This window comes from Actinoallomurus vinaceus (assembly GCF_039542055.1).
Lineage (GTDB): Bacteria > Actinomycetota > Actinomycetes > Streptosporangiales > Streptosporangiaceae > Actinoallomurus > Actinoallomurus vinaceus.
Genome location: NZ_BAABHK010000023.1, coordinates 43,777 through 70,209 on the forward strand (window position 1 = coordinate 43,777; position 26,433 = coordinate 70,209).

The window sequence follows — 26,433 nt, forward strand, 5'->3', positions numbered from 1 at the left end:
GGAATTCACTTGGCTGGACGGTGCGGGTCGAGCTCGGCGTCATACGGCATCACCCAGAAGAACTGGCCGTCGGCGTCGTAGTCGAAGATCAGTGCGGTATCACCTGCTTTGAGGATCTCTTCGCCTGATTGGTTCCGTTGCTGGCGGACCTGAATGACGGCGGCCGAGCCGTCCTCGGCCCGCACCTCGGCCTGGCCGTACGTCAGGTCCACCCGGCTGGTCCGGATGACGCACATCCGGCCGACGAAGTCCTGCCGGGAGGGCAGCTTCTCCTCCGGGATCATGTACCGCAGGGGCCGCATGAGCAGCCGGGTGACCAGGACGGACGCGAGGATCGCGGCGGCGAGCACCCCGATCTCCGGGACGCGCCCGGTCACGTCCTCGCGGTGCAGCAGCACGGCGCCGGCCACGCCGGCGAACCACGCGAGCGCCGTGAACAGCGACAGCGCCACCGCCGTGACCATGGTCGCGGCCGGGTCCAGCAGTCCGACGACGACCAGCAGCCAGTAGGCGAGAACGATCACCAGGAGGGCGCCGAGGACGACCGCCGGAAATGTAAGTGCCGCGTGGATGAATTCGGTCACGCGCGCCTCCCCGTGGGCATGCCGTCAGCGGTGCCGACCAGGCTTCCCGGCGCTCCTTAGGCGAACAAATGCCGCCTATGCGGCGAAATACGTTCGCCGCGGGAAGCACCGTACAGCACCGCGCGGGATTCTGTACGTGGCATAGCGCACAGAGACCGCACCCGGCCACGCCGCACCGATCGATGCCCCGTACATGACTGGCTGGCTGTACAGTCAACGCCTTCCTATGAGAGGAGGCGTGCATGGCCGCACGCGACTGGGTCGTCAAGAAGGCAGCTTCGAAGATCATGGGCCCCGACGAGAGGCTGGTGGCGAGCTGCATGGCCAACCTGCCGGGCACCCTGAAGCGCGAGGGTTACTACGCGGCGCTGCAGAACGTCGTGGGCATCCGGTTCGTCGACGTGGCAGGCGACGGTGGGCTGCCGCCGAAGATGAACATCGCGGTGACCGACCGGCGGGTGCTGCTGTTCGAACAGTCGATGGTCGGCTTCGCGAAGGACCTGGTGGCCGAGATACCGATCGCCCAGATCGCCGGCGCCCGGGTCACCGACACCAGCAGGGCACAGGTATCGATCAAGGTTCAGAACTTCGTGATCACTTTCACCAATGGCACGGACCTCGAACTGGAGTCCGCCGACAAGGGCGGAGTAAACAACCTGGTCGGCGCGATCAACGGCCGGGTACGGCACTGACGAGCGCATTCTGCGGCGACAAGCGGGACAATGGTGAGTCCGTCACCGCTTCCCGGGGGGTTTTCGCTTGTCGCCGCGTTCGGACCGTGTCAACCAGGAGTTGCGGGAGCAATCCCGGCGCCGGATCCTCGAGGCGGCCCTGACGTTGTTCGCCGAGCGCGGGTACGAAGGCACTCCGATCTCCCAGATCGCCGAGCGCGCGGGAGTCGCGCGGGGGCTCGTGTCGTACTACTTCCCCGCGAAGGAGGACCTTCTCCACGAACTGCTCGGCCAGGCCCTCGACGGCATCCTCGCCGCCACCGACCCGGTCGACGGAGAGGTCACCGCGGATCAGCGGCTGGCCGGAGTGATCGACCGGACCCTGACGATGGCGCGCGACACGATCGGGGTTCAGCGGCTCGTGCTCTGCCTGATGCTGCAGCCCGCGACCCGCGAGATCTTCATCAAGGTCGAGTCGGCCAGAGCCGGCGTCGTCGAGGAGTTCGAGAACCGGCTCCGGCAGATCTTCGCCGACCGCGGGGCCGGGGACCCCGCCCTGGAGGAGGTCATGTTCCGCAGTGTTCTGGAAGGCGTGATCTTCAAGATGACGGTCTATCCGCAGACCTACCCGTTCGACGCGGTCCGGCATCGCCTGTTCACGATGTACGGCCTGCCGGTCGGCGACCCGCCGGCCGAGCCGGTCGGACACCTTCGCGCACACTGAACGCCCACAGGTCGTCCACGCGAAGCGTCGCGTGGACGACCTGGTGCCTACGGCTCAGAAGAGACTGTCGCTCCAGCGGATCTCTTTGATCCCCGGCAGGTTGCTGTCGTACCGCAGGGTGTGCTGCTTGCGGTCCGACAGGTAGATGCTGAGGGTGTAGACGTCGCCTTCCTCGTCGACGAACCTCAGGTACATCAGCCCCGAGCCGAACCCCTTGGGTCCTTGCGCGTCGACCTCCAGGACGTAGTCGTAGTACGCGGCAGAGGTGTCCAGCTTGATCGAGTGGACGCAGGCGCCGCTGTTCCCGACGATGACCTTGCTGAGGTCGATGCTCCCGTTGATCTCCACCATGTCACCGGGGAACAGAGATCCGCTGGTGGCGACGGCCTTCCCCTTGACCTTTCCGCCGTCGGCCGTTGTGAACACCACGCGTGACTCGTCGGCCGGGACGAGATGGAAGATCGCGTTCTTGGCGTTGACCACCCACGGGGTCCCGTCCGGCCCCACCGCGATGCGCGTCGCCGAACCGGGGATCACATCCCACTGCTGGCCGTTCCAGGCGAGGATCTCGTTCCCGCCCTCGCCGGGAGCCTTCTTGGCGCCGATCGCCCAGACGGTCGGGAGGACGCCGGTGGACACGGCGATGTCCGTCGCCAGGCCGGGAACGGCGCCCCACCCGCTTCCCAGGGGCCCGCCCGGGTTCAGTCTGGCGATCCCGCCTTCCTTGTTCGCGATCCAGGGCAGTCCGCTCGGCGCGACCGAGATCGCGACGGCGGCGCCAGCGGCCTGCTCCCACTTTTGCCCGGTCCAGCGCAGGATGGGATGGCCGTGTTCGACGTCGGTCCGGCCGGTGATCCAGACCGACCCGTCGGCACCCGCACCGATGTCGCCGGCCACCTGCTCGCCCGGTGAGTCGTTGCGGAGGGGGATTCCGGTGAGCGGGATTCCCTCCCATTTTCGGCCGTCCCAGCGCCAGATCCCTCGGTTGGCGCTCGCGACCCACGGAGTGCCCGAACCGTCCACCGCGATGCGGGCCCCGCCGCCCGGCAGAGGAACCCAGGAGTTCCCCTCCAGCCGCTGGATCTTCTGGTCCTTCGTGATGGTCCACACCGATCCGTCGCCACCGACGGCGATGTCACTCGCCTCACCCGGGACCTGAACCCACCGCCACCCGCCGGTGGTGTCGATGGAGATGTTGCGGATGCGCGGCGACGCCGCCCGGATGCCCGCGATCTTGAAGCTGGCGAACAGCCCGGTCGCGGTGTCGCGCTGGCTGTCGTTCCACGCCTCCAGCGAGAGCATCGAGTTGCCCGTGCCGCGCACGCTGGTCGGGAACCGGTTGAAGATCTCCGCCGTGGTGATGCTCGTGGCGCCATGCGCGATCAGGTCGAGGATGGACTGCTGGGACAGCTGTGCGGTCTCGCTCGCGATCCGTACGCCGTCCCCGCCGTCGAGCATCGTGGAGTCGCCGTAGATCTCGAACGCCGCCGGATGATGCACCGACGCGACATAGAGCCCGGTCTTGTTGAAGTTGTCGTGCAGCACCCCGCTGGACATCTGCACGCCGGAGTTCCGCATGAGCGTCAGGTAGTGCTTGTACGCGTCTCCCTGCGAGCGGGTGCCGTCGGCCTTGACCCCGGCCACGTCCATCCGCCGCTGTGCCGACCACTGCTCGTCGGCCGTCTGGGGGTCGCGGACCGCTCCCCGTTTCGCCGGGTCCAGGAATCCGTCGTAGAGGCCGCGCGCCGCCAGTCCGCTCTGCCGGGCGACGGTCATCGTCTGGACCATCTTCCAGTCGGCCACAGGCATGAGCTTCCCCTGGCCGGCCGCCCACTCGACGAACCACTGCATGACCAGCGTCTTGTTGACGAGATGCCCGGCCGCGAAGGAGTCCTGCAGGAAGTGGTCGGCGTAGCCGTGGTTGATCCACGCGAGGTAGGTCAGTCGTTCCTTCGCGGTGCCGCTCGCGTGGTGCGCCTGCGTCGCGTAGTCGCGCGCGATGAGATGGGACTGCTCCCACCGATACCACGAGTAGGGCGCGAAGTGACAGGCGTTGCGGCCGACCACCGCACCGTAATGGTCGATCTCTTTTGGACCGAGGTTCTTGGTGAGGTCGTCCAGGGCCATCGTCTCGATCAGCAGATCGAAGAAGTCCCAGTCGATGTTGATGACCGCCGAGTTCTTGAAGTGCACCGATCCCGGTTGTACGGGCGTGCCCAGCAGCTTGTTGACCCGAAGATATGAATCCTGCCGAACCGCCTGGAGGATGGGTTCGAGAATGGCCTTGGGCTGGCTGTCGAGCGCCGCCGGATTGGCCAGATAATCGGCCAGTGTGTTGAGCTCGCCGTAGGTGACGAGCAGTCCGCTGCCCCCGAGCCGGAGCGTGCGGATGGTGGAGAATTTCCCTTTGATCGCTTCGGGGGTGACCGCGTCCGGGTCGTCTCGCCACATCTCCAGAAACGCTTTCAGTTCCTCGAGTTTGGTCTTCCGGTCGCCCTTCTTCATGGTGATGGCGTCGAGGTCGGCGGGCAGCGCGTCGCCGAGCAGGCGGTGCTCCCACGAGGCGTGCCGCTGCACGACCAGTTGCTCCGAGTCCGCCAGCGGGCGTACGGGCTCCGCCGGTTGCCGCGACGGCCCGCCGCGGAGGAAGGCGTCGGCGAGCGAGCGCGCGGCCGACTCGCAGTCGTCGGCGGGATCCGACACCGACGCTCCAGCCGCGCGGGACCTGCGTGCCCCGGCCTGCTGCACCGCGTGCGCCGTCTCGTGGACCAGCAGCCGCAGCCCGGCGCGGGAGTGCGGGGCGAAGGCGCCCGCCGCGAAGAAGACGTCGGCGCCGACCGTGGCCGCCTCCGCCGACAGGGCGCGGCAGATGCGGTCGGCGTTCTCGTCGGCGTGCATCCGAACCTGGGACAGGTCGGCGCCGTGGAAGTCCGCCAGCGCCGATGCCAACCGTCCGTCGAGCCGCTCGCCGGCGCCCAGCGAGCCCCGGATTTCTCGGTCGAGTGATTGCGCTACGCGATTTTGGGCAGCGTTTAACGAACCGACCATTACTCCGCCTTCCAGAAGTGCCGGATCCGGCCTGACCGCTCGCATTTCCACCCGCCTCAATCCCAGCATGCCAAGAATCGGATCGGCTGCGGATCGCGGATGAGAGGTGACCAGGTGAAAACGCTCCGTAATAGAAACACACCGCCCGGCACGGGACAAGAGGTCGAGCGATCGCCCGACTTCTTCACCGGGAGTCAATGATCGCTTCAGCATGGGGCACCGGAATTCGGCTCCGCGATAATCCATACACTGGGGACATGCGATCGAACCTCTTCGGCGGATGTCACCAGGGGGCTTGACGGAGCGCACACCGGAGTCCGGCCGCCAAGGGCCCGGTCGCGCGGTATCGGTCCACCCGCGGGGGGCGCCGGCGGCGCGATTCAGTGACCACGAAGGTGAGATGAGTATTCACCTTCGGTAAGCACTGCGGCATTCCGATGAGTTCCGCACGGCCGGACGGTCATGACAGGTTGTTCCCTACGCCTCATCGAGAGGACCGTCGACATGGCGACCTTCGTCCTGATCCCCGGCGCGGCATGCGACCCGTCGTACTGGCAGCCGCTCGCGGCCGAGCTGCGCACGCGCGGCCACGACACCGTGAGCGTGGACCTGCCCTGCGAGGACGACACGGCGGGGCTGGCCGAGTACGCCGACGCCGCGGTCGATCAGATCGGCGACCGCACCGGCCTGATCGTCGTGGCGCACTCGTTCGGCGGCTTCACCGGACCGCTCGTCTGCGAGCGCGTGCCAGTCGATCTCCTCGTGATGCTCACGGCGATGATCCCCTCCCCCGGCGAGACTCCCGGCGAATGGTGGAGCGCCACCGGGCACGACCAGGCGACGCGCGAGGAGGTCGAAGACATCTACTACCACGACGTCCCCGCGGAATTGGCCGCCGAGGCGGAGAAGTATTCACGCGGCCAGTCGGGCACCCCTTCCAAAGAGCCCTGGCCGCTTCCCGCATGGCCGAACGTGCCGACGAAATTCCTGCTGTGCCGCGACGACCGGCTGTTTCCCGCAGGATTCATGCGACAGGTCGTACGAGAGCGCCTCGGCATCGCTCCCGACGAGATCGACGGTGGTCACATGGTCATGCTCAGCCGCCCCGCCGAACTGGCCGATCGCCTGGTCGGCTACCTATAAACCACCAGAAAAGCCACCCAGTCGTTATCCCGATAGCCTTTTATGAAAAATGTATTTGTGCTATGATGGAGAAAAGGCAATGTAGGTTCGCCTGTCGTGATGGACAATGGACGACCCAGCCGGACAGCGCTCACGGCCGCGGCGGCGCGCGCGGCCCACCTCATCGTCGACTCCCCTCCCCTCCTCTTCGCCGACACCGTCGCGTACGGACTCCTGGGAGAACAGGCCGAGGAGTTCGTCGGCTACCACCGCGCCCACGGCGAGCACCCCATCCTCTCCGGCGTCCGGGCGACGGCCACCGTGCGGAGCCGCTACACGGAGGACCGCCTCGCCGAGGCCGTGGCCCGGGGCATCACGCAGTACGTCATCCTCGGCGCGGGCCTCGACTCCTACGCCTACCGCTCCGACCCGGCCGGCCCCGTCCGGATCTTCGAGGTCGACCATCCCGCGACGCAGCGGTGGAAGCGCCACCTCCTGAAGGAAGCGGGCATCGCGACCCCGGACACGGTCACCTTCGTCCCGATCGACCTCGAGACCGAGTCGCCCGCCGACGCCCTGGCCCGGGAGGGGTTCGACACGTCCCGGCCGGCCTTCGTGAGCTGGCTCGGCGTGACCATGTACCTCACCCGGGACGTCATCGCCGAGACGCTCGCCGCCGTCGGCCGCCTCGCCGCGGGCACCGAGATGGTCCTCGACTACACGCTCGCCCCCGAACTGCGCGACGCGGCGGCCCAGGCGTACGCCGACGCCGTGGCGCCGATGGCCGCCGAACAGGGCGAGCCCTGGCTGAGCGCGTTCCGCCCTGAGGAGATGTCCGCCCTTCTGGAGGAGCACGGCTTCGGCCTGGTGGAGCACACCCGCCACCAGGACGCGGTCGACGCGGCCCTCTGGGAGCGGACCGACTCGGTACGGCCCTCGAACCTGTCGACCCTCGCCCACGCGACCGTCCTGGTGACGGCACCGCGCTCCCTGCGGCCGTCGGGCTGACCCGGCTGCGAGGATGGCGACGTGCGCATTGAGCCCATATCGCCGTCCCTCCTGGTCGAGGAGCTCGCCGACCGCGTCGCAGCCCTCCCCCGTACGACGTGGGCACGGGTCGCGGTCGATGGCGCGCCGCCCACCCGGCCGGAGGACCTCGCGGATGCGCTCGTGGACCCGCTCCGCCTGCGCGGCCGTGAGGTCCTGCGGGTGTCCGCCGGGGACTTCCTCCGCCCGGCGTCACTGCGCTTCGAGTACGGCCGCGACGACCCGGATCTCTACTACACCGACTGGCTCGACGAGGGCGGCCTGGTCCGCGAGGTGCTCGCCCCGCTCGAACCTGGCGGTACGGGACTGGTCCTGCCCAGCTTGTGGGACAGCGCCGCCGACCGGGCCACCCGCGCCTCGTACATCACCCTGCGCGAGGGCGGCGTGCTCCTGCTCGACGGAGCGCTCCTCCTCGGCCGGGGCCTGTCCTTCGACCACGCGGTCCATCTGTCGATGTCCGCCGCCGCGCTGGCCCGGCGGATCGATCCCGAGCAGGAGTGGACCCTGCCCGCTTACGCGCGGTACGAGGCGGAGGCGCAACCGGCGCAGGCCGCCGACGTCGTCATCCGCGTCGACGACCCGAGGCACCCCGCGCTGGTGGAGCAGCAGCCGTGACCCCGCTCGCTCTTACCGGCCGGCAGGTCGTTCGAATCGCGTGTCGCCGAACATCACGTTCCGCGTCATCGGCCTGGCCAGGAAATCGTGCGGGAAGCCGAGTTCGATCGCACTGACCTCGTCGAGCTCGGCGAGCGCGCCTTCGGTGAACGACAGGTCGAGGGCACCGAGGTTGTCCTCCAGTTGGGCGACCGTTCGCGCCCCGATGATCGGAGCCGTCACCGCCGAATCGCGCATGGTCCACGCGAGCGCGACCCGCGAAGGCGTGGTGTCCATGTCGGCCGCGACCTTCTTGACGACCTCCGCGATGGCCAGACCCCGTTCGGAGAGTGCGCCGTTGGCCGCCGCGACGTTCTTGCGGGTGCCCGTGGGATCGGCCGAACCGCCCTCGTGAGCCAGATCCGCCCGTGTGTACTTGCCGGTCAGCACTCCGCTGGCCAACGGTGACCAGGGGATGACCCCGAGCCCCATCTCGTCGGCCATGGGGATCAGCTCCCGTTCGACGGTCCGCTCGATCAGGCTGTACTCGATCTGCAGTGCGATCAGCGGCGACCAGCCCCGCAGGTCGGCGATCGCCTGCATGCGGGAGACCTGCCACGCCGGCGTGTCGGAGATGCCGACGTACAGCACCTTGCCCGCCCGTACGAGGTCGTCCATCGCCCGGAGCACCTCCTCGACGGGGGTGGTGCCGTCCCAGGCGTGCAGGTACAGCAGGTCGATGTAGTCGGTGCCCAGCCGGCGAAGGCTTCCCTCGACCGAGCGGACCATGCTCTTGCGGTGATTGCCGCCCGAGTTGGGATCGCCCGGCCTGGTGCTCAGGGTGTACTTGGTGGCGAGCACGAGCCTCTCGCGCTTGTCGCGGGAGAACTCCCCGACCAGTCGTTCGGACGTTCCCTCGGTGTACTGGTTGGCGGTGTCGATGAAGTTGCCGCCCCGTTCGACGTACGTGTCGAAGATGCGGCGGGACTCGTCCTTGTCCGCGCCCCATCCCCAATCGGAGCCGAACGTCATCGCGCCCAGCGCCAGCGGTGACACGCGCAACCCGGATCGGCCGAGCAGACGGTACGTGTCCAAAGATGCGGCCATGGTGGTCTCCCTAGTTCTCCTGTGGGGTGCTCCGCCATGGTGCGGCGCGCGCGGACGCACCGGTAAGGGAAGCCTTTTCCTGGGACTGGCCCTCCCACCCGACCGAAATAGGATCACCAGCATGAGCGCCAAAGTGGACGTCGCCCATGAACTGGCGGTCTTCCTACGGGACCGCCGCAAGCGCCTGGCTCCCGAAGAAGTCGACCTGCCGGTGAGCAGGCGTCCGCGCCGCACTCCCGGGCTCCGCCGGGAGGAGGTCGCCGAACTGGCCGGTGTCAGCGTCGACTATGTGATCCGGCTGGAGCAGGGACGCGGGCTGCGCCCCTCCCCGGAGGTGCTCGACGCCCTCGCGCGGGCGCTGCGACTCAGCGACGATGAGCACGCGTACCTGTTCGACCTGGTCGGGCACAGGACGACGGGCACGCGGCAGGGCGGCACGGCGGACTCCCTCACCCGCCTGGTCCGGACGATCTCACCCCTGCCCGCCATGCTGGTCGACCTGCGTTTCGACATCCTCGCCTGGAACCCCGAGATGGCCGAGCTGATGCTCCGGTTCGACCGGCTGCCGCCCGACCAGCGCAACACGATGGTGCTCTGCGTGCTGCATCCCGCCTACCGCGACTTCTACCGCCACCGGGAACAGGTGATCCGGGAAGGCATCGCCGACCTGCGGGCCGCATGGGCCGCCCACCCCGACGACACGGCGCTCGCCGACTTGATTCGCACGCTCAGGTCGCGCAGCGAGGAGTTCGCGAGCCTTTGGGAACGGCGTGACGTCATGGTGAACGGACACGGCCTCAAGGCCCTGCTCCACCCCGATGTCGGCCCGGTCACGATCGAGTTCGACGTGCTGACACCACTCGGAGACACGACGCAGCGGCTGGTCGTCTACCGCCCCGCCGACGTGCCGTCGCAGAAGGCGCTGGACCGGATTGCACGTAAGACGAACGAGGAGTCCTCGGCCCTCCACACGATGGAGTCCGCGTCGGCCGGCTGACCTGGTCGTCAGTCGGACCGTGCAACGCGAAACTCGCCGTCTAAGAGCGCCCGGCAGTAGGCGCTACCTCGGCGCTTGGTCGTGGATTGGCTGCCCCAGACTTCGGTGCTGGGCTGGGGGCTGTCATCGGAGGGTTTCCAGGAGGGCCTCGCAGAGCTGGGCGTCGCGCACATCGGCGGGGATGAGCTGGTCCGCCTCGGTCAGCAGCGTGATGGTGTCGCGGGTGACGTCGACGTGGGCGATGCTCTCTTTGAGTCCCACGCCCTCCCCGATGAGTTGAAGGCCCAGGCCGGTGGACCTGCATGTGGACGTGTCGAAGTCGCGGGCTGTGAACCACAGTGCGTCCAGGCTGTACAGCGCGTCGATGGCGTCGCACGCTCCGAGACGCCAGGAACGGGCAACAAGCCCACAGACGGTGTCCCAGAAGGGCAGCGCGGCCACTTCCCCCATCTCCTCGCGTGCCTGGACGGCGATACGGGCGACCACGTCGTCCTCGGCCTGCGGTGGCGGTGACGCCGCTGCGGCGAGCTCCTCGAGAGCGGGCCAATCGCAGCCCAGGCGCAACAAGGACAGTGCGACGGCACGCCAGCCGTCACCGGCGGCCAGCCAGCCGACCGGGCAGGAGGCCACGGAATGGGTCACTTGGGCGAGGCTGCGCCGGGGCATGGACCTGAGTCTAAGAATGCCCGACAGCAGGCGTTACTTCAGGCACTTCGCCCAATTCCCCAAGCGCACAACGGGTCTTGTCGCTGTCGTAGCCTCGGTCCAGGTTCACGTTGGCTTGGTCGGGAAGGCCGCCGACCTGCTCATCGGCCGCCTTGAGGGTGGGCACCAGCAGCGGGGAGTCGTGGCGGTTGGCGCCGGCCGAGACGATGCCGAGCGGGATGCCGGTGGCCTCGGTGGCGACCGAGCGCTTCAGGCCCTGTTTGCCCCGGTCCACCGGAGAGCGCCCGGCGGCCTCGCCGCCACACGGGGCCTTGGTGAGGCGGCCGTCCACGGACAGTTCGTCGAGCTGAAGGCCGATCATGCGGTCGTACGCTTGGAGGGCGAGCGAGTGGATCTGCTCGGCTATCCCCAACTGGGCCCAGTACTTGACGCGGCGTCTGATCGTGCGGTCCGAGCAGCCGGCGCTCGCGATGCGCTCGTAGCCGGAGCCGTGTACCAGGGCGGCGATGACGTGATCGAAGACCACCCGGTCGGGAATGCGCGGGTTGTGGCAGCCGAGCGGGTGGGTGTCGACGTGTTCGGGCAGCAGCGCCGCGAACTGGTCCCACAGCGGTTCGAGCAGGCATGATGGCACGACAGGCACGAGCCCTCCGGTGATCACTGAGCGTAGAGAACTCCATGATCACCAGGGCTCGTGCCTGCTGTGATTCCGGGCCCCCCAAGGGCCAGCCAGCGCGCCTACTGCCGGGCGCTCTAAGACTGGAGTGGCAGGTCGCGCTGATACCAGGTGCCCGGCTTGCCGCCGAGATCCGCCGGGTCGGCAGGGCCGACCGGGACGAACCCGGCCTTGGTCAGCACCTTCTGGGACGCGGCATTCTCGCGAGCGGTGGCCGCCCTGAGCGTGCGCAGCCCGTGCCGCGCCGCCGCCAGCCGGCACAGCTCCTGGACGGTCGCGGTCGCCACGCCACGGCCGGCGACGTGCTGCGCGACCCGGTAGCCGAGCTTGGCAGTGCCGTCCTCGACGTCGTAGAGGTTGAACCGGCCCAGGACCGAGCCGTCCTCGGCGACGAGCACGTAGAAGGCGCAGGTGCCGGCCTCCTGCTCAGCCAGCAAGGCGCTGTGCCGGTCGGTGAACTGGTCGTAGAACGCGTCACCGCGATCGGAGATCGAGGCGGCGAAGTAGGCGCGATTCGCCAGCTCGAAGGCCAGGACCGCTGGGCCATGGCCGGCACGCAGCCGCTGTAGCTCAGGCACTGTCCGACTCTACCCAGATGGCACGCTGGGAGAAATCCCGAATACCGCGAAGAAAGAATTCTTCACGGCGGTCGGCATGCAATGGACACGTTTGGCGTTGCGGCCACCATTTTTACGCATCATCCGTACGCTGACCAGCGAAGACGTCACCGGGAGGGAATTCGCAAATCCCACAGAGAGGCATAACATGCACAATCCCCCAAGCCCCACACTGATCACTCTCGGCCGCCTCGTCCGGCGTTACCGCGACGCGTCAAGCATCCTCCAGGCCGACCTCGCGAAAAGGCTCGGCTACTCCGATGGATGGCTGAGCAACATCGAGACCGGCCAGCGACGCCTCCGCCGTGACCAGGTCACCGCCATCGAGCAGGAGCTGGGCGTCCCGCCCGGTGTGCTCATGGAGGTGTACGACCTGCTGGAAGGCGAGAGCCTGCCTGGCTGGATGCGCGACTGGCTCGACGAGGAACGGCGCGCGTCGGCGCTCCGGGCGTTCGAACTGTCACTCGTACCGGGTCTACTGCAGACGCCCGACTACGCCCGCGCCGTCCTCGACAGCGACGAGGCTGCCGTCAATGCGCGCCTCGAACGCCAGGCCATTCTCAAAAGGGAAAATCCACCTACACTCAGGTGTGTACTGGACGAAACGGTCCTCACTCGCGGCTTCGGCGATGCGAAGGTGATGCACGACCAATTAGAGCACCTGGTGAATTCCGTGTCCCCCCGGCTCGCGGTCCAGATCATCCCGTCCGGCGTTCGGCATGAGGGTCTGCAAGGCGCATTCACGATCGCGACCGTCGACGGCAGCGAGGTGGCCTATATCGAGACCGCCGTTCGCGGTCTGGTCACGAGTAACCGGGACGACATCGCGTGCCTCATCGACGTCTGGGAGTCGATCCGGACGTCCACTCTGTCCCAGCGCGAATCGATCGAACTCATCGAGAGAACGGCAACGGAACGATGGACCTGAACCACGCCGACTGGCGCAAGTCCCGGCGCAGCGGCACCAACGGTGGAAACTGCGTCGAGGTGTGTGTCACGGAGCAGGCGAACTAGCCCCGTCTCGTTCGATGCCCCCTGGCCGCGAACGGCCCGGTCAGGAGGCATCGAACGGAGATAGCTCAGTCGACCACTGCTTTCAAACGGATGAGGCTTTCCGCGGTTTCGACGATGGTGCTCTCGGGGTCGCGGGGCGCCCACCCGAGCATGTCACGCGCTTTCTCCGTGTGCAGGACGGGAATTTCACCCAGGCGGCCGACCACTTCCTGCAGTGCGGGATTGGACCGGGCGGCCTCGCGTACCTGATCGGCTGTGAGCTCCTGCGCCGGCACCTTGGCCGCCGATGCGCCCAGGTGCTTGGCGAGTATCTGAGCGACCTGGAGAAAGCTGATCGCCTCGCCGCTGCTGGCCAGGAACCGCTCGCCGGCGGCGGCGGGATGCCTCATGGCCCGTACGTGAAGGTCCGCGACGTCGCGCACGTCCACCACGCCGAAGTAGACCGGAGGCACCGCCGGCATGCCGCCTTCCAGCATCGCCTTGACCAAGCCGGTGGATGTGGAAAGGTGCGGTCCGAGAAGTGGGCCGAAGATCCCGCTGGGGTTGATCACCGTGAGTTCGAGGTCGCCTCCTTCCGCCTGGACGAAGTCCCAGGCCGCCCGTTCGGCGATCGCCTTTGACCTGATGTATGGCGGGTTATCGTCAGCGGGGTCCGTCCAGTCGGTCTCGTCGTACTCATTGCCGGGCTTGTGGCTGTATCCCACCGCAGCAAACGACGACGTCATCACCACGCGCTTGACCTCGGCGTCGCGCGCGGCCCGCAGGACGCGAAGCGCGCCGTCACGCGCGGGAACGATGACTTCGTCGGGATTCTGCGGCTGAGCGGCCGGAAACGGCGACGCGACGTGCAGGACGTAAGTGCACCCGGCCACGGCCTCCGCCCAGCCCTCGTCCTCGGACAGATCGGCGCTGACGATCTCCAGCCGGCCGCTGGGATCTGCCACCATCGCCCGAAGCTCGGTCGCCCGACCGAGGGAACGGACGGTCGCGCGTACCGTGTGCCCGTTCGCGAGCAGGCGGCCGACGACGTGCGACCCGAGGTAGCCGCTGCCGCCCGTCACCAGCACAAGACCGTCGTCGTGCGTGGACTCCAGTGTCATGTCGTTCCTTGTCGTCAACGCTTTTCGAGCCACCTGCGAAACAGCTCACTTTCACCGCAACTCAGGCACGACGTGCACGAGCTCCGCGATGACCTGGCGCTCGGTCTCGGTGTCGCCACGCTCGCGCGCGTCCCACAACTCGGCCTTGAGCCGCAGGTACCGCAGGCGGACGCGCATGCGTTCCATCTCCTCGGCGACCCGCTCGGCGTTGCGCTGGAACAGCTCGCGCATCTGCCCGGCCTCCCGGTGCCCCTCGGCCAGGTGCCGCAGATAGGCACGCATGTCCTGCACGCTCACCCCGGCACCCCGCAAACAGCTCAGCGCCTCGATCCTGTCCACCACGACGGCGCTGTAGCGCCGGTGACCGCTGCTCTCATCCCGGTCCACCGGGTCGATGAGGCCGATCTTCTCGTAGTAGCGCAACGTCGGCTCCGACAGACCGCTGAGCCGGGAGACCTCCTGAATCGTCAGGGGGCAGGCGCCTCGGACCTTCTGTGCCGCTGTCATGCACCGAGTGTCGGATACTTAAAGCGCTTTAAGTCAAGAGCGATCACGCTCCGGCCGCTGACGCCGCCTACCTTGCGGTTCGTCGTGGGAACGCGAACGCCCGGCTCGAATGTGACGGTCAGGCGGCTGCGGGGACCGTGCGCGCCGCCAGGAGACGGCTGCGGATCAGGATGCCCAGGCGGGTCGCGATGACCATGCTCAGGGTGAAGAAGAGGATCGAGTCGCCGAAGGCGGCCGGGCTAATGCGGTTCTCGACGAGGAACCGGCCCAGGTCCCGGGTGAACCAGTGCTGGCAGCCGTACACGAACAGCTGGCGAAGCACGCTGATCAGGACCCAGACGACGACGTACGCGTAACCGGCGTCGTACCAGCCCTTGCCCTCCTCGTCCACGCTCACGCGCAGCATCGCGCAGGCCAGCGCCCCGACCGCGATCCCGGCGACGACCGATGCTGCTTCCATCGTCAGGCCGCCACCGGCGGCGTCGAACTTCGGCAGGACGAACGGCACGATCGCGACGCTGAGCAGGAGCGGCCGGACGATGGGGAAGAGCGTCACCCGGTTGTGCCCCCAGTCCTTGATCAGGATGGCGGCGAGGATCACCAGATTGACGATCGTTATCGCGGACAACGCCTTCTCCTCGCACTGCCCCGGCGCGCCCTGGCCGGTCGTGTCCGTCACCGTACGAGGAGAGCCGGTTGGAGATCGTCCGCCTCCTGGTTGGATATCTGGGTGGAAACCGCCGCATCACCGTGGTGGGGAGGGTGTGGATGGTGCGAAGGTCGTTTCGCGGCCGGTTGAGCGGTCAGTGGCCGGTCCGCGCGGCGATGCTCGCCGGGCTCGCGTTCATGGTGTGGGGAGAGACCACCCACAGGGGCGCCGCCGGGCTGCACGGCACGCAGCTGCGGACCTCGATCGCGCTGACGCTCGCGTCGGCCGCGTGGTTTGCCTGGGCGGTCATCGGACCGCGTGGGAACGGCCCGGCGCTGCGAGCGGCGATCGCCTGCACCGGCCTGGCAGGCAGCGCGCTGCTGTTCGTGCATCCGCAGCCCGCCGTGTACTGGTTCACCTTCTGGGCCTGTATCGACGCCGGCACCATGTTCCCTCGCCGCGAGGGCGCGATGCTGATGGGCGGCTGCTGCGGCGTCCTCCTCACCGGCTACCTCCTCGGGCACGGCGACGCGCTCGCCACCTTCGCGGCGGTCACGTTCGTCGCCTACCTGGTCGGGCGCAACCACCGCCTCCACACCGACCGCGCCGAGCAGGCGCGGCTGCTGGCCGAGCAGACCGTACTGGCGAGCGAACGCCAGGCACAGGCGGCGACCCTCGCCGAGCGCGGCCGGATCGCCCGTGAGCTGCACGACGTCCTCGGGCATTCGCTGACCGCCCTGTCCCTCCAGCTCGAGGCCGCCGACGCCGCGCTGGAGTTCGCCGACGACCGGGACCAGGCCCGCCGGCACCTCGCGCGTGCCCGGACGCTCACCCGGTCGGGCCAGGAAGAGGCCGTCGCCGCCGTACGGACGCTGGGCGAAGGCGAGGTCGCCGTCCAGGAGCTGATCGAGGGGCTGGTCGAGGCGTTCCGCCATGACACGGGGGTGTCCGTCGAGTGGTCGCTGCGGGGTGACGCCCGGCCGCTACCCGCCGACTCGGCGCTGGCGATCTACCGCACCGTCCAGGAGTCCCTCACCAATGCCCGGAAGCACGCTCCCGGCGCCGACGTACGCGTCAGCCTCCACTACCTCGACGACGGTCTGGCGGTCGAGGTGACCAACGGCCCGGCGCGAACGCGCGGCGCCGACACCGTCGACGGCGGGTACGGGCTGTCCGCGATGCGGGAGCGCGTCCGGCTGGCGGGCGGCACGGTCACCAGCGGATCGACCGAGGACGGCTGGCGAGTGCGCGCCCGGGTCGGCCGGTGAGCGAGCCCGCCGTCCGCGTGGTCGTCGCGGACGACCAGGCCACCGTACGGGAGGGGCTGGCCGCGCTCCTCGAACTACTCCCGGGCATCGAGGTCGTCGCCCAGGCCGAGGACGGTCATACGGCGCTCGCGGCGGTCGCCGCCCACCGGCCGGACGTCGTGCTGATGGATCTGCGCATGCCGGGGATGGACGGAACAGAGGCGACCCGGCGGATCGTCGCGGACCATCCCGAGGTCGCCGTCGTCGTGCTCACCTCGTACGCCGACGACGACTCGGTCCTGGCCGCCCTGGCCGCCGGCGCCCGCGGGTTCCTCACCAAGAACGCGGGCCACCGGGAGATCCGGCAGGCGGTCACCGCCGCCGCGGCGGGCCTGGCTCCCGTCGACCCGGCCGTCCAGGCACGCCTGGTGGCGACCGCCCGTACGGGGCGTGTTCCCGAACGCACGCGACTCCCCGACGGGCTCACCGTGCGGGAGGCCGAGGTGCTCACACTGATCAGCGCCGGGCTCTCGAACGGGCAGATCGCCGCCCGGCTGCACATCGAGACGGTGACCGTGAAGTCGCACATCAACCGGGCGTTCGCCAAGGCGGGGATCGCCACCCGAGCCGAGGTCGCCGCCTACACTGCCCGCCACGGCCTGACCGGCTGACCCCGCCTTCCCCGGAAAGGACGATCAATGGTGGAAGCTCGTGCCGTCCTCGGGGCCCATCATCGGCCGGGGCTGCTTTCGCAACCACGGCAGTAGGCTCTCCAGGTCCTCGACCAGCCTGTCGGCGAGGTCCAGCGAGAATCCGTTCCGAACCACGACCCGGAGTACTGCCAGGTCCTGGCGGTCGGCCGGGAAGGTGTAGGCCGGAACCAGCCAGCCGAACTCCCGCAGCCGTCGAGAGACATCGAAGACGTCGAACTCGGTCACCTCATCGGTGGTGGTGAAGGCGAGCACCGGTAGTTGGTCGCCGCGAGTGAGCAACCGGAAGCAGCCCATCGCCTCGATCCGCGCGGCCAGGTGCGTCGCGACGTCCCGGCTCGCCTGCTGGACGGCGCGATAGCCCTCGAAACCGAGCCGCAGGAAGTTGTAGTACTGCGCGACCACCTGCGAACCGGGCCTGGAGAAATTAAGCGAGAATGTGGGCATGTCGCCGCCCAGATAGTTCACGCGCTCCACCAGTTCTTCGGGCAGCGCCTCGCGGTCGCGCCACAAAGCCCAGCCGACTCCCGGGTACACCAGCCCGTACTTGTGGCCGGAGGTGTTGATCGAGGCGACGCGGGGAAGCCGGAAGTCCCATACCAGGTCGGGATCCAGGAACGGCGCGATCATGCCCCCGGATGCGCCGTCCACGTGGACGGGCACCTTCCACCCTGTACGCTCCTCCAGCGCGTCGAGGGCGGCGCAGATCTCGGCGACCGGCTCGTAGCTGCCGTCCATCGTCGAGCCGAGGATGGCCACCACGCCGATGGTGTTCTCATCACACCGCGCGGCGGCTTCTTCCGCACCGAGATGGAACCGGTCACCGGCCATCGGCACCTGACGCGCCTCCACCTCCCAGAAATTGCAGAACTTCTCCCAGCACACCTGCACGTTGGTGCCCATCACCAGGTTGGGCCGAGCCCCGGCGGCGTACCGATCGGCATTGCGGTGCATCCATCGACGCTTGAGCGCCATCCCGGCGAGCATGCATGCCTCACTCGATCCGGTCGTGGAGCAGCCGACCGCGGTGTCGGGGTCGGGAGCGTTCCATAGGTCGGCCAGCATCGCGACGCAGCGGCGCTCCAGTTCGGCCGCCTGAGGGTACTCGTCCTTGTCGATGATGTTCTTGTCGGCGGTCTCGGCCATGAGCGTGGCCGCCTGTGGTTCCATCCAGGTGGTCACGAACGTGGCGAGGTTCTGGCGGGAGTTACCATCCAGCATCATCTCGTCGCGGACGAGCTGATAGGCGGTCGCCGGGGCCATCGGACGCTCGGGAAGCCGATGCCGCGGGAGGACGGCCTCGACACCGGATACCGGGTCCGCCTCCCCGAACAGCGGATTCACGTGTAGCGGTCGTTGACGGCCGTCCTCGCCCTTGTGCAACGCCATCGGTCGTGACCTCCTTCGTCGGCTCATGCGAACCTGACAGGCGGCGCTTTAAGAAGAGGTATGTGCGCCTTCTCGCCTGTAGCCCAGCAGATCCCCCGGTGGCTCAGCCACCCGACCCCCCGCCGGCCGGGGCCCCGGTGATGGCCTGCATCTCCTGCCCGATCATCTCCGGCAGCGGCACGCCGTCGCAGTTGCCGAGGATGACACCGACCCAGCCGGTGTACGGGTAGATGTCCCAGTTGGCGCTGACACCGGGGTTGCCACCGGCGCGCTGGTACATCCACTGGCCGTTGACGATGGAGACCGGAATCCCGTACGCGCCGAACGTCCTCGGGCTTTGGGGGATCTTGGCGGCGGTGAGCACGTCGGCCCAGGGCCGGTCCAGCACCGTGCCGTCGCCCAGCGCGCGGGCGAACCGGACCAGATCCGGCGCGGTGGCGAAGCCGCCGTCCCCGGGAGCATCGATGAAGGCGCGGCCCGGATTCTTGCCGGGTACGTTCGGGTCCGGGCTGCTCTTGTCCAGGTTGCGGACGGCGTCCACCTGGCTGCCGTCGGCCAGCGTCATGTACGGGTGCGCGATGTGCTCGTCGGTGAGCCACTGCGGCCTGGTGTAGAACGCCGAGCCGGTCATTCCGCAGCGCGCGAAGATGTTCTCCTGCACGTAGTCCCAGTACGTCTTGCCGGTCACGGCCTCCACGATCAGCGCGGAAATGGTGACCTCCGCCTCCTCGTGGGCGGTGTCGGGAACGCCCGGGACGCCCACCAGTTTCGCCTGCCGGGCCCGCTGCTCGTAGTACTCGTGCACCTCGTCCCGGCTCTGAAAGACGCGTTGCACGTCCTCATCCGGGCTGTCCAGCCCGGAGGTGCCGGACAACAGGTGGTGGATGGTCACCTGCTCGGCGATGTCCTTGGCGAAGCCCTTCAGATGGGTGCCCACCGTGTCCGACAGCTTCACCTTGCCCTGCTGCGCCAGCTGCAAGATGGCCACCGCGTAGAACGGCTTGCCCGCCGAGCTGAGGCTGAACGCGGTGCCCTCGCCGTTGCGGATCCCCTTCTCCTTGTCGGCCATGCCGTAGCTACGGGACAGCACCGTCCGGCCCCGGTGCGACAACAGCACCACGCCGGAGAACTTGCCGTCGGCGGCCAGCTTCGCCACGTACCGGTCATAGGCCCCGCCGGGCAGGGTGTCCGGCGGGATCTGGTCGTCGTCGGCCGGGGCCGGGGCGGCGTGGCCGGGCCGGGCGCCCACCAGCGACGCGCCGCCCGCCACCACGCCGGCGGCCGCCAACCCGCCCCACCCGAGCAGCCGCCGCCGGTCGACACCACGTACGGAATCCGAGTCCATGATCACAGTCCTTTCCCGATGGACGGACGGACCGTTGATGCGCTGTGGTCCATGCCTCCACTGAAGACGCAGGACTGTTGCCGTGGCGTATGCGATTTTCGATACGTCCGCGATACACGTTTGACGCGGCGCGGCCGGCCGCCAGCCGCCGGATGCGACCAACGCGGTTCCGCTCCGCGTACGCCACGGCGGATGGCGTCAGTCGGCGAGCAGGTCGCCCATGGTGATGTCGGCCGCCCGCTGCACCGCGCCCAGCGCGACCGCCTCGTCCCCGAGCGCCGAGACCAGCACCTCCGGCATGGCCGGGACCATCGTCCGCAGGTACCGGGTGACCGGCGTGACCAGCGTGTCGCCGGCTCGGGAGAGGCCACCGCCGATGATGACCGCGCGGGGATTCAGCACGCACACCGCGGCGGCGATGCCGGCGGCGATCCGCTCCGCGATGCGCTCGACGAGGGACAGGCCGGCGGGATCGCCTTCGGCCGCCGCGGCGCAGACCAGCCGGGCGTTGACCGCGTCCGGGTCACCACCGGCGAGCGCGCGCAGCCGCTCCCCGCCCGTGCCGCGGGCGGCCTCCCGGCCGAGCCGGGCGAACGCCTGGCCACCGGCCGCCCACTCGAACGGCCCCAGACCGCTGCCGGCCGGCGGCGGTTCACCGTACGGTAGCGGGAGGTAGCCGATCTCCCCGGACGCCCCGTCGTGGCCGCGGTGGATCTGCCCGTTGATCAGGATGCTGCTGCCGATGCCGATGCCGAGGTGGACGAACACGCCGTTGTCCAGGCCGCCGGCCACGCCGTACGCGCGTTCGGCGAGGAAGGACAGGTCGGCCTCGCGCTCCACCTCGACCCGCCCGCCGATCTCACCGGTCAGGGCGTCGGCGAGGACCGTCCCGTCCCACCCCGCGATCTGCGGCGCGAGGGAGATTCGCCCGGTGGCCGGATCGACCGTGCCGGGGGTGCCGATGACCGTGCCGGCGATGGCCGTCCGCTCCACGCCCGCGACGGCCAGCGCGTGCTCGACGCAGGTACGCAGCTGCCGGAGCACCCCGGCCCGGGTCCGCGCGCCCTCGGGTACCGGACGCTTGACCGTGGCCAGCGCGGCCCCCGTCAGGTCGGACACCATGGCCAGGACCTTGTCGGCGCCCACGTCGAGCCCGAGCACCATGCCGAGGCTCGCGGACAGGCGCAGCTGCGAGGCGGGGCGGCCGGGCGCGCGGTGCTCAGCGGTGTCGGGTACCTCCTCCAGGTAGCCGAGGTCGAGGAGCGAGTCGCACACTTCCTTGATGGTGGACTTCGCCAGCCCGGTGGCGGCCATCAGTCCGCTGCGCCGGATCACGCCCCGTTTCCGGACGAGCTCCAGGACCATTCGCTGGTTGCGGCGGCGCACCTGGGACACGCTGGTCACGCGAGACGTATCCGAAGCCATGACGTTCACTCTGGCAGACTCGCCTGCCCATGCTCGCGCTTAGATCGGGGCTCGAACCAACTAGCCGAGTGCCAAGCATCCGAGCTCGCTCGTGTCAATGGGCCTACCTCCCTCATACCAGGTGGTCATGGACGTCTGGTTCGGACCGTAGCCGCGCTTTAGATTGAGTTCCGATCTAATTGAGGAGCGGCTGTGTCGAAGAGCAGAGCATGCCTGGCCACCACGACCGCCGCGGTGGTGAGCCTGTCCGTCCTGACAGCGATCATCAGGACCGGCCCGCCGGCCCAGGCCGCGGCGGTGCCGAGCGGACCGAATCCCGGAACGGCCACGCTGACCTCGGGGTGGCGGATCCAGTCCTCCGCCGTGGCCGGACACGACGGAGCGCGGATCAGCGAGCCCGGCTACGAGGCGACCGGCTGGTTGCCGCTCTCCACGCCGGAGACGCTCATGGCCGGACTGGCAGAAAATGGTCGGTATCCGAACATTTTCCACAGCGACAATCTGGCCAAGGTTCCGGCCGAGCAGTTCAACGCCAACTGGTGGTACCGGGAGCAGCTCACCGTGCACCCCCGGCCCGGCCGGCACACGTTCCTGGTGATGAACGGGGTCAACGGCGACGCGGACCTGTGGGTCAACGGCCGCAAGATCGCCGACCGGTCCCGGCTGCGGGGCTCCTACTCCCGGTTCGAATACGACGTCACCCCGTACGTCCGGAGCGGTGCCAACGCGATCGCCGTGGAGGTGGCGAAGAACGACGACGAGTTCGACTCCGATCCGTCGAAAGCGCCCGGCGGGCACCTGGCGCTGAACATGGTGGACTGGAATCCGCCCTCGCCTGACCGCTACACCGGGCTCCAGTTCGCCCCGCAGCTCGCCCAGAACGGCCCGGTGTCCGTACGGGACGCGCACGTCGTCCAGCACAACGCCAGGGATCTGAGCGCGTCGGACCTGACCGTCAAGGCGAGCCTGCGCAACAACACCGGCGAGCCGCAACGGGCCGCCTTCTCCGGAAACATCTCACGCGGCGGAACCCGGATCCCGTTCAGCAAGACGGTGACGCTGGCCCCGCATGAGACCAAGCCGGTCGCCGTGACGCCGGCGGAGAACCGCGGCCTGCACCTGGAACACCCCGACATCTGGTGGCCGTACCAGATGGGCCGCCAGCCGTTGTACCACCTCCAGGTGACGGCCGACGTGGACGGCCGGCGCTCCGATCAGGACGGGCACGACTTCGGCATCCGCACCGTCACCTCCCGGCTGACCCGGGTGGTGCCGGGCAAGACCCGTGGGGCCGGCGGCTACCGGCAGTTCCTGGTCAACGGCGTGCCGTTCGTCGTGCGGGGCGGCGGCTGGTCGCAGGACATGTTCCTGCGCTACTCGTCCGGCAACATCGCCGACCAACTGGCGTACGTCAAGAACATGGGTCTCAACACCCTCCGGTTCGAGGGCAACTTTCCGCCCGACGACATGTTCGACCAGCTGGACCGGGCCGGCATCCTCGCCATGACCGGCTGGCAGTGCTGCGGCCACTGGGAGGACGACAGCAGCACCTGGGACGCCGCCACCCGGGCGAACGCCGCCGGCCAGGCGTCGCACATGGCGGAGCGGCTGCGCAGCCACCCGAGCGTGTTCACGTTCTTCCTGGGAAGCGACTACGCCCCGGACGCCACCAAGGAGGCGATCTACCTCAACGCGTTCCGCACCGCCGACTGGGACACCCCGCTGGTGGCCGCCGCCTGGTACGAGTCCTCGGCGAAGCTCGGTCCGTCCGGTTCCAAGGAGGGCTCGTACAACTACGCGCCGCCGAGCTACTGGTGGGCCAACGGCCCGGAGACGGTCAACTCCGCCGTCCCCGGCCGGATGTTCCTGTTCAACGGCAGCGCCTGGGGCTTCGAGGCGGAGGCCAGTGCGGGGAACACGATTCCCACGCAGGACTCGCTCGACCGGTTCCTGACCGAAGAGGACCAGAAGAAGATCTGGGACCCGGCCACCGCCAACGGGCCGGGGTCCGGTGCGGATCTGTTCCACACCTCCGCCTACAACGACTACTACAAGCTGGCGCGAATGGGCGTCTACAACACCGCGCTGTGGAAGCGGTACGGGCCCTGGTCGGACGCCGCCGGTTACCAGAAGACCGTCCAGCTCGGTGAGTACGAGATAGCCCGCGCCCAGTTCGAGGCCTACATCGGCAACTCCACCGACCCGGCCAACCCGAGCACCGGCGTCATCTACTGGATGCTGAACAAGGCGTGGCCGTCACTGCAGTGGAGCCTGTACGGCTACGACTTCGACCAGCCGGGCGTGTACTTCGGCGCCAAGAAGGCGAACGAGCCGGTGCACATCATGTACTCCTACCGGGACGGTTCGATCCAGGTGGCCAACCTGACCAACACCCCGCAGGCGGGGCTGCGCGCCACGGTCGAGTTCATCGACACGAACGGTACGGTGCGGCACAAGCAGACGGTGCCGCTGTCCACACTGGCACGTCAGGAGGTCCGGACGGCGCTGCGGCCGAAGACGCCGGCGGGCATCTCCCGGACGTACTTCGCCAAGCTGACCCTCAGCCGTGGGTCCGCCCAGGTCAGCCGCAACGTCTACTGGCTGTCCACCAAGCCGGACCGGGTCGACTGGGCGTCCACCCACGCCGGTTTCCAGGGGTACGCCAACTTCGAGCCGGATGGCTACGCCGACCTCACCGGCCTGCGCGGCCTGGGCGACGCCTCGGTCCGGGTCACCGCGCACACGCGGCGCGACGGCGCGGACTCGGTCACCACGGTCACCATCCGCAATGTCGGCGGCGGCCGGACGCCTGCGCTGTTCACCCGGGCGGACGTGTTCTCCGGCGGCAGCCAGGTGCTGCCGATCCGCTGGAGCGACAACGACATCACGCTCTGGCCCGGCGAGGAGCAGACCATCACCGCGCGGTACCGCGCCGGCGCCCGGCCGGTGGTACGGCTGTCCGGCTACAACCTGAAGACGCAGGAGATCAGCACGGGTTGAACCGCGACACCTAGAGCCGACGGTGGCGCTGTCCCGGTGACCGGGCGGCGCCACCGTACGGGCTCCAGGGAGCCAACGGTTCCTCACCGACACGAACAGCCGGCACCGCCGAAGACCGGCCCTCGCAACGTACGGCCCCGGCGGATTCCGGGATCACCTGACGTTCACGCCCCGGCCGACCGCCGGTGACGAGGGGTTGATCTTCGGTCGTTTCACTCGCCCTGCTTCCTCATGATCGGGAGATGGGCGATGACGCAGGACCTGGGACGGCGGACCTTCCTGACGGCGACCGGTGCGGTGGCCACCATGGCCGCGATCGGCACGCCGGCGTACGCGACGGAGGGCGCCCGTGACGCGGCCACCGCCGACGAGTACGTGGACGTGCAGCTCCTCAACATCACCGACCTGCACGGCTACCTGCACGGGAGCAGCGTCATCACCGGCGCAGGCGGCGCCCGCTACACGGTCGGCGGCGTCGGCTACCTCGCCGCCCACCTGAACCGGCTCCGCGACGGGCACCGAAACTCGATCTTCTTCGGCCCCGGAGACATGTTCTCCGGGTGGGAGTTCGACGCCGAGAGCGTCGCCGACGAGTCGACCGTCGAGGCGCTCAACCGCATGGACTTCCGGTTCAGCTCCGCCGGCAACCACGAGTTCGACAAGTCGCCGGCGTTCCTCACCGCGCACATGGAGCGCGGGATCCCGTTCCCCGAGATCGGGTGGGACGACGAGTTCGTCGACTCGACCGGCCGCCGGTTCCGGGGCGCGAATTTCCGGTACTACAGCGCCAACGTCGTGTGGTCGGCGACCGGCCGGACGGTCGTCCCGCCGTACAACATCGAGTGGGTGGACGCCGGGCACGGGCGTCGCATCCCGATCGGGTTCATCCACCTCACGGCGTTCGGCACGGAGACCATGCCGGCGTCCTTCCAGCCCGCGCTCAAGACCCTCGACGAGGTCGAGACGGTCAACCGGTACGCCGCCCTGCTGAAGGCGCGCGGCATCAACGCGATCATCCTGAGCATGCACGACGGCGCCGTCGCGGGCAGCGACTTCAACAGCGGCAGCAACCCGTCCGGCCCCGCGTACGACCTGGCCCGGCAGGTGTCCCCGGACGTCGACGCGATCGTCACCGGGCACTGGCACTGCCGGTTCAACATGATGGTCCCCGACCCGAACGGCGTCCCGCGCCCCTTCGTCGAGGCCGGCTACAACGGCCAGCTGATCAACGAGATCAACCTGCGGCTCGACCGCCGTACGGGCAAGGTCATCCGCGAGCTCACCGTCTCCACCAACCACGCCAACACCCAGGACGTGGCACCGGACCCGGAGCTGCAGGAGGTCGCCGACTACTGGCTCGACTTCGCCACCAAGCGCGGCCAGACCTCGATCGGGCGGGTCACCGCGTCGTTCACGCGCACCCGGAACACCGCCGGCGAGAGCACGATGGGCGACCTCGCCGCCGACTGGGCGTACTGGGCTGCACGGCAGCCGATCGACCCGATCAACGACGGCAACGCCCACCGGAACGTGCCCGCCGACCTCGCGCTCATCGCCATCGCGCCCCGCGTCGGCCAGGGCGTCGTCGGCGGTGACCTGGTCTCGGCCGCGTCGGACGGGTCGGTCACCCTCGCGCAGGCGTTCAAGGCCGTGGGGTACGGCGACCCGGTCGTCACCGCGACCGTCTCCGGGCAGCAGATCCACGACGCCCTGGAGCAGCAGTGGACCACGGCCGCCGACGGCAAGGTCGTGTACGCGCCGTTCGCGGTGTCGAACAACGTCCGCTACACGTACGACGCGAGCAAGCCGGTCGGCGACCGCGTCGACCCCGCCGACGTGCTGATCGGCGGGAAGCCGCTGGACGTCAAGCGGAACTACCGGCTCGCGACGATGGCCTACACGTTCGTCCAGGGCGACGGGTACGCCGCGCTGGCCCAGTACGACCGGCCGTACCGCAGCATCCGCGACTTCGAGAGCTTCGTGAAGTTCGTCCGCAGCCGGAAGGTGCTGACCCCGGCCGCGCTCGACCGCGTCACCGCCAAGAACGCCGGCTTCGCCGCCCGCGCCGTCGAGGTCCCGCCCCCGTCCGACGAGCCCCGGACCGGCAACAACCTCACCTACGGCGACTTCCGGATTCCCTGCTGAACAGATGACCGGGTCCGCATTAGATGGACCCGGTCATCTGCCTAAGTCA

At 68.9% G+C, this 26,433-nt stretch carries 23 protein-coding genes and 1 pseudogene; 12 read left to right on the top strand and 12 right to left on the bottom strand.

All coding sequences use genetic code 11. The annotated features are described in order from the left end of the window. Positions 1-5: 5 nt before the first annotated feature. Positions 6-584 carry a hypothetical protein gene (locus ABEA24_RS47550; protein ID WP_345441940.1) on the bottom strand — a complete coding sequence of 193 codons (579 nt, stop codon included), beginning with the start codon at positions 582-584 and terminating at the stop codon, positions 6-8. Between the two features lie 242 nt (positions 585-826). On the opposite strand from ABEA24_RS47550, the gene ABEA24_RS47555 reads away from it, so the two are divergent. After that, positions 827-1,276 carry a hypothetical protein gene (locus ABEA24_RS47555; protein WP_345441942.1) on the top strand — a complete coding sequence of 150 codons (450 nt, stop codon included), beginning with the start codon at positions 827-829 and terminating at the stop codon, positions 1,274-1,276. A gap of 67 nt (positions 1,277-1,343) precedes the next feature. Then, positions 1,344-1,979 (top strand): TetR/AcrR family transcriptional regulator, encoded by a 636-nt coding sequence (locus tag ABEA24_RS47560; RefSeq protein WP_345441945.1) that lies wholly within the window; start codon positions 1,344-1,346, stop codon positions 1,977-1,979. Positions 1,980-2,033: 54 nt separating this feature from the next. On the opposite strand, the gene ABEA24_RS47565 is transcribed toward ABEA24_RS47560, so the two are convergent. Then, on the bottom strand, positions 2,034-4,928 hold the full coding sequence (locus ABEA24_RS47565; protein WP_345441948.1) for a tectonin domain-containing protein: 2,895 nt from the start codon (positions 4,926-4,928) through the stop codon (positions 2,034-2,036). Between the two features lie 603 nt (positions 4,929-5,531). Between ABEA24_RS47565 and ABEA24_RS47570 the strand changes: the two genes are divergently transcribed. The 3 genes from ABEA24_RS47570 (at position 5,532) to ABEA24_RS47580 (ending at position 7,811) form a co-directional block, all read left to right on the top strand. Then, the gene (locus tag ABEA24_RS47570) at positions 5,532-6,170 is read left to right on the top strand and encodes an alpha/beta hydrolase (protein WP_345441951.1); all 639 of its coding nucleotides are present in this window, start codon (positions 5,532-5,534) and stop codon (positions 6,168-6,170) included. A 99-nt stretch (positions 6,171-6,269) separates the two neighbouring features. Then, on the top strand, positions 6,270-7,157 hold the full coding sequence (locus ABEA24_RS47575) for a class I SAM-dependent methyltransferase (RefSeq protein WP_345441954.1): 888 nt from the start codon (positions 6,270-6,272) through the stop codon (positions 7,155-7,157). A gap of 21 nt (positions 7,158-7,178) precedes the next feature. Beyond that, the gene (locus tag ABEA24_RS47580) at positions 7,179-7,811 is read left to right on the top strand and encodes a nucleoside/nucleotide kinase family protein (protein ID WP_345441957.1); all 633 of its coding nucleotides are present in this window, start codon (positions 7,179-7,181) and stop codon (positions 7,809-7,811) included. A 12-nt stretch (positions 7,812-7,823) separates the two neighbouring features. On the opposite strand, the gene ABEA24_RS47585 is transcribed toward ABEA24_RS47580, so the two are convergent. Beyond that, positions 7,824-8,897 (bottom strand): aldo/keto reductase, encoded by a 1,074-nt coding sequence (locus ABEA24_RS47585; RefSeq protein ID WP_345441960.1) that lies wholly within the window; start codon positions 8,895-8,897, stop codon positions 7,824-7,826. Between the two features lie 121 nt (positions 8,898-9,018). Here ABEA24_RS47585 and ABEA24_RS47590 point away from each other — a divergent pair, with 121 nt between their 5' ends. Beyond that, positions 9,019-9,894 (top strand): helix-turn-helix transcriptional regulator, encoded by an 876-nt coding sequence (locus ABEA24_RS47590; RefSeq protein ID WP_345441963.1) that lies wholly within the window; start codon positions 9,019-9,021, stop codon positions 9,892-9,894. Positions 9,895-10,017: 123 nt separating this feature from the next. Here the strand turns inward: ABEA24_RS47590 and ABEA24_RS47595 are convergent, their stop codons facing one another. The 3 genes and pseudogenes from ABEA24_RS47595 to ABEA24_RS47605 all read right to left on the bottom strand — a co-directional run bounded on the left by ABEA24_RS47595 (position 10,018) and on the right by ABEA24_RS47605 (position 11,814). Then, positions 10,018-10,560, bottom strand: a complete 543-nt coding sequence (locus ABEA24_RS47595; protein ID WP_345441966.1) for a hypothetical protein — start codon at positions 10,558-10,560, stop codon at positions 10,018-10,020. 34 nt (positions 10,561-10,594) lie between these two features. After that, positions 10,595-11,203 (bottom strand): annotated as a pseudogene (locus ABEA24_RS47600) (transposase); the annotation flags it as partial. A 110-nt stretch (positions 11,204-11,313) separates the two neighbouring features. Beyond that, positions 11,314-11,814, bottom strand: a complete 501-nt coding sequence (locus tag ABEA24_RS47605; protein WP_345441969.1) for a GNAT family N-acetyltransferase — start codon at positions 11,812-11,814, stop codon at positions 11,314-11,316. Positions 11,815-11,890: 76 nt separating this feature from the next. Between ABEA24_RS47605 and ABEA24_RS47610 the strand changes: the two genes are divergently transcribed. Beyond that, a complete protein-coding gene (locus tag ABEA24_RS47610; RefSeq protein ID WP_345441972.1) occupies positions 11,891-12,781 on the top strand; it encodes a helix-turn-helix domain-containing protein in 891 nt (296 codons plus the stop codon). Then, positions 12,772-12,867, top strand: a complete 96-nt coding sequence (locus tag ABEA24_RS53915) for a DUF397 domain-containing protein (RefSeq protein ID WP_425551324.1) — start codon at positions 12,772-12,774, stop codon at positions 12,865-12,867. Before ABEA24_RS47610 ends, ABEA24_RS53915 begins: the two co-directional genes overlap by 10 nt. A gap of 65 nt (positions 12,868-12,932) precedes the next feature. On the opposite strand, the gene ABEA24_RS47615 is transcribed toward ABEA24_RS53915, so the two are convergent. From ABEA24_RS47615 to ABEA24_RS47625, 3 genes are all read right to left on the bottom strand, one after another. Further along, positions 12,933-13,967 (bottom strand): SDR family oxidoreductase, encoded by a 1,035-nt coding sequence (locus ABEA24_RS47615; RefSeq protein WP_345441975.1) that lies wholly within the window; start codon positions 13,965-13,967, stop codon positions 12,933-12,935. A 51-nt stretch (positions 13,968-14,018) separates the two neighbouring features. Continuing rightward, positions 14,019-14,474: a MerR family transcriptional regulator gene (locus ABEA24_RS47620; RefSeq protein WP_345441978.1), complete on the bottom strand. Its 456-nt coding sequence runs from the start codon at positions 14,472-14,474 to the stop codon at positions 14,019-14,021. A gap of 118 nt (positions 14,475-14,592) precedes the next feature. Further along, positions 14,593-15,153, bottom strand: coding sequence for a hypothetical protein (locus ABEA24_RS47625; protein WP_345441981.1), 561 nt, complete (start codon positions 15,151-15,153; stop codon positions 14,593-14,595). A gap of 89 nt (positions 15,154-15,242) precedes the next feature. Here ABEA24_RS47625 and ABEA24_RS47630 point away from each other — a divergent pair, with 89 nt between their 5' ends. Together ABEA24_RS47630 and ABEA24_RS47635 are read left to right on the top strand one after the other, a co-directional pair. After that, entirely contained in the window at positions 15,243-16,391 is a 1,149-nt protein-coding gene (locus tag ABEA24_RS47630; RefSeq protein WP_345441984.1) for a histidine kinase, read from the top strand. Continuing rightward, the gene (locus ABEA24_RS47635; RefSeq protein WP_345441987.1) at positions 16,388-17,041 is read left to right on the top strand and encodes a response regulator transcription factor; all 654 of its coding nucleotides are present in this window, start codon (positions 16,388-16,390) and stop codon (positions 17,039-17,041) included. Before ABEA24_RS47630 ends, ABEA24_RS47635 begins: the two co-directional genes overlap by 4 nt. 24 nt (positions 17,042-17,065) lie before the next feature. On the opposite strand, the gene gad is transcribed toward ABEA24_RS47635, so the two are convergent. The 3 genes from gad to ABEA24_RS47650 form a co-directional block, all read right to left on the bottom strand. Next, positions 17,066-18,469: a glutamate decarboxylase gene (gene gad / locus ABEA24_RS47640; RefSeq protein WP_345441990.1), complete on the bottom strand. Its 1,404-nt coding sequence runs from the start codon at positions 18,467-18,469 to the stop codon at positions 17,066-17,068. A gap of 103 nt (positions 18,470-18,572) precedes the next feature. Then, complete coding sequence (locus tag ABEA24_RS47645; RefSeq protein ID WP_345441993.1) at positions 18,573-19,814, bottom strand: serine hydrolase domain-containing protein; 1,242 nt, start codon at positions 19,812-19,814, stop codon at positions 18,573-18,575. Positions 19,815-20,012: 198 nt separating this feature from the next. Next, a complete protein-coding gene (locus ABEA24_RS47650; RefSeq protein WP_345441996.1) occupies positions 20,013-21,239 on the bottom strand; it encodes an ROK family protein in 1,227 nt (408 codons plus the stop codon). A gap of 192 nt (positions 21,240-21,431) precedes the next feature. Between ABEA24_RS47650 and ABEA24_RS47655 the strand changes: the two genes are divergently transcribed. Then, positions 21,432-24,239 carry a glycoside hydrolase family 2 protein gene (locus ABEA24_RS47655; RefSeq protein ID WP_345441999.1) on the top strand — a complete coding sequence of 936 codons (2,808 nt, stop codon included), beginning with the start codon at positions 21,432-21,434 and terminating at the stop codon, positions 24,237-24,239. Positions 24,240-24,488: 249 nt separating this feature from the next. Beyond that, positions 24,489-26,384 carry a bifunctional metallophosphatase/5'-nucleotidase gene (locus ABEA24_RS47660; RefSeq protein ID WP_345442002.1) on the top strand — a complete coding sequence of 632 codons (1,896 nt, stop codon included), beginning with the start codon at positions 24,489-24,491 and terminating at the stop codon, positions 26,382-26,384. Positions 26,385-26,433 lie beyond the last annotated feature (49 nt).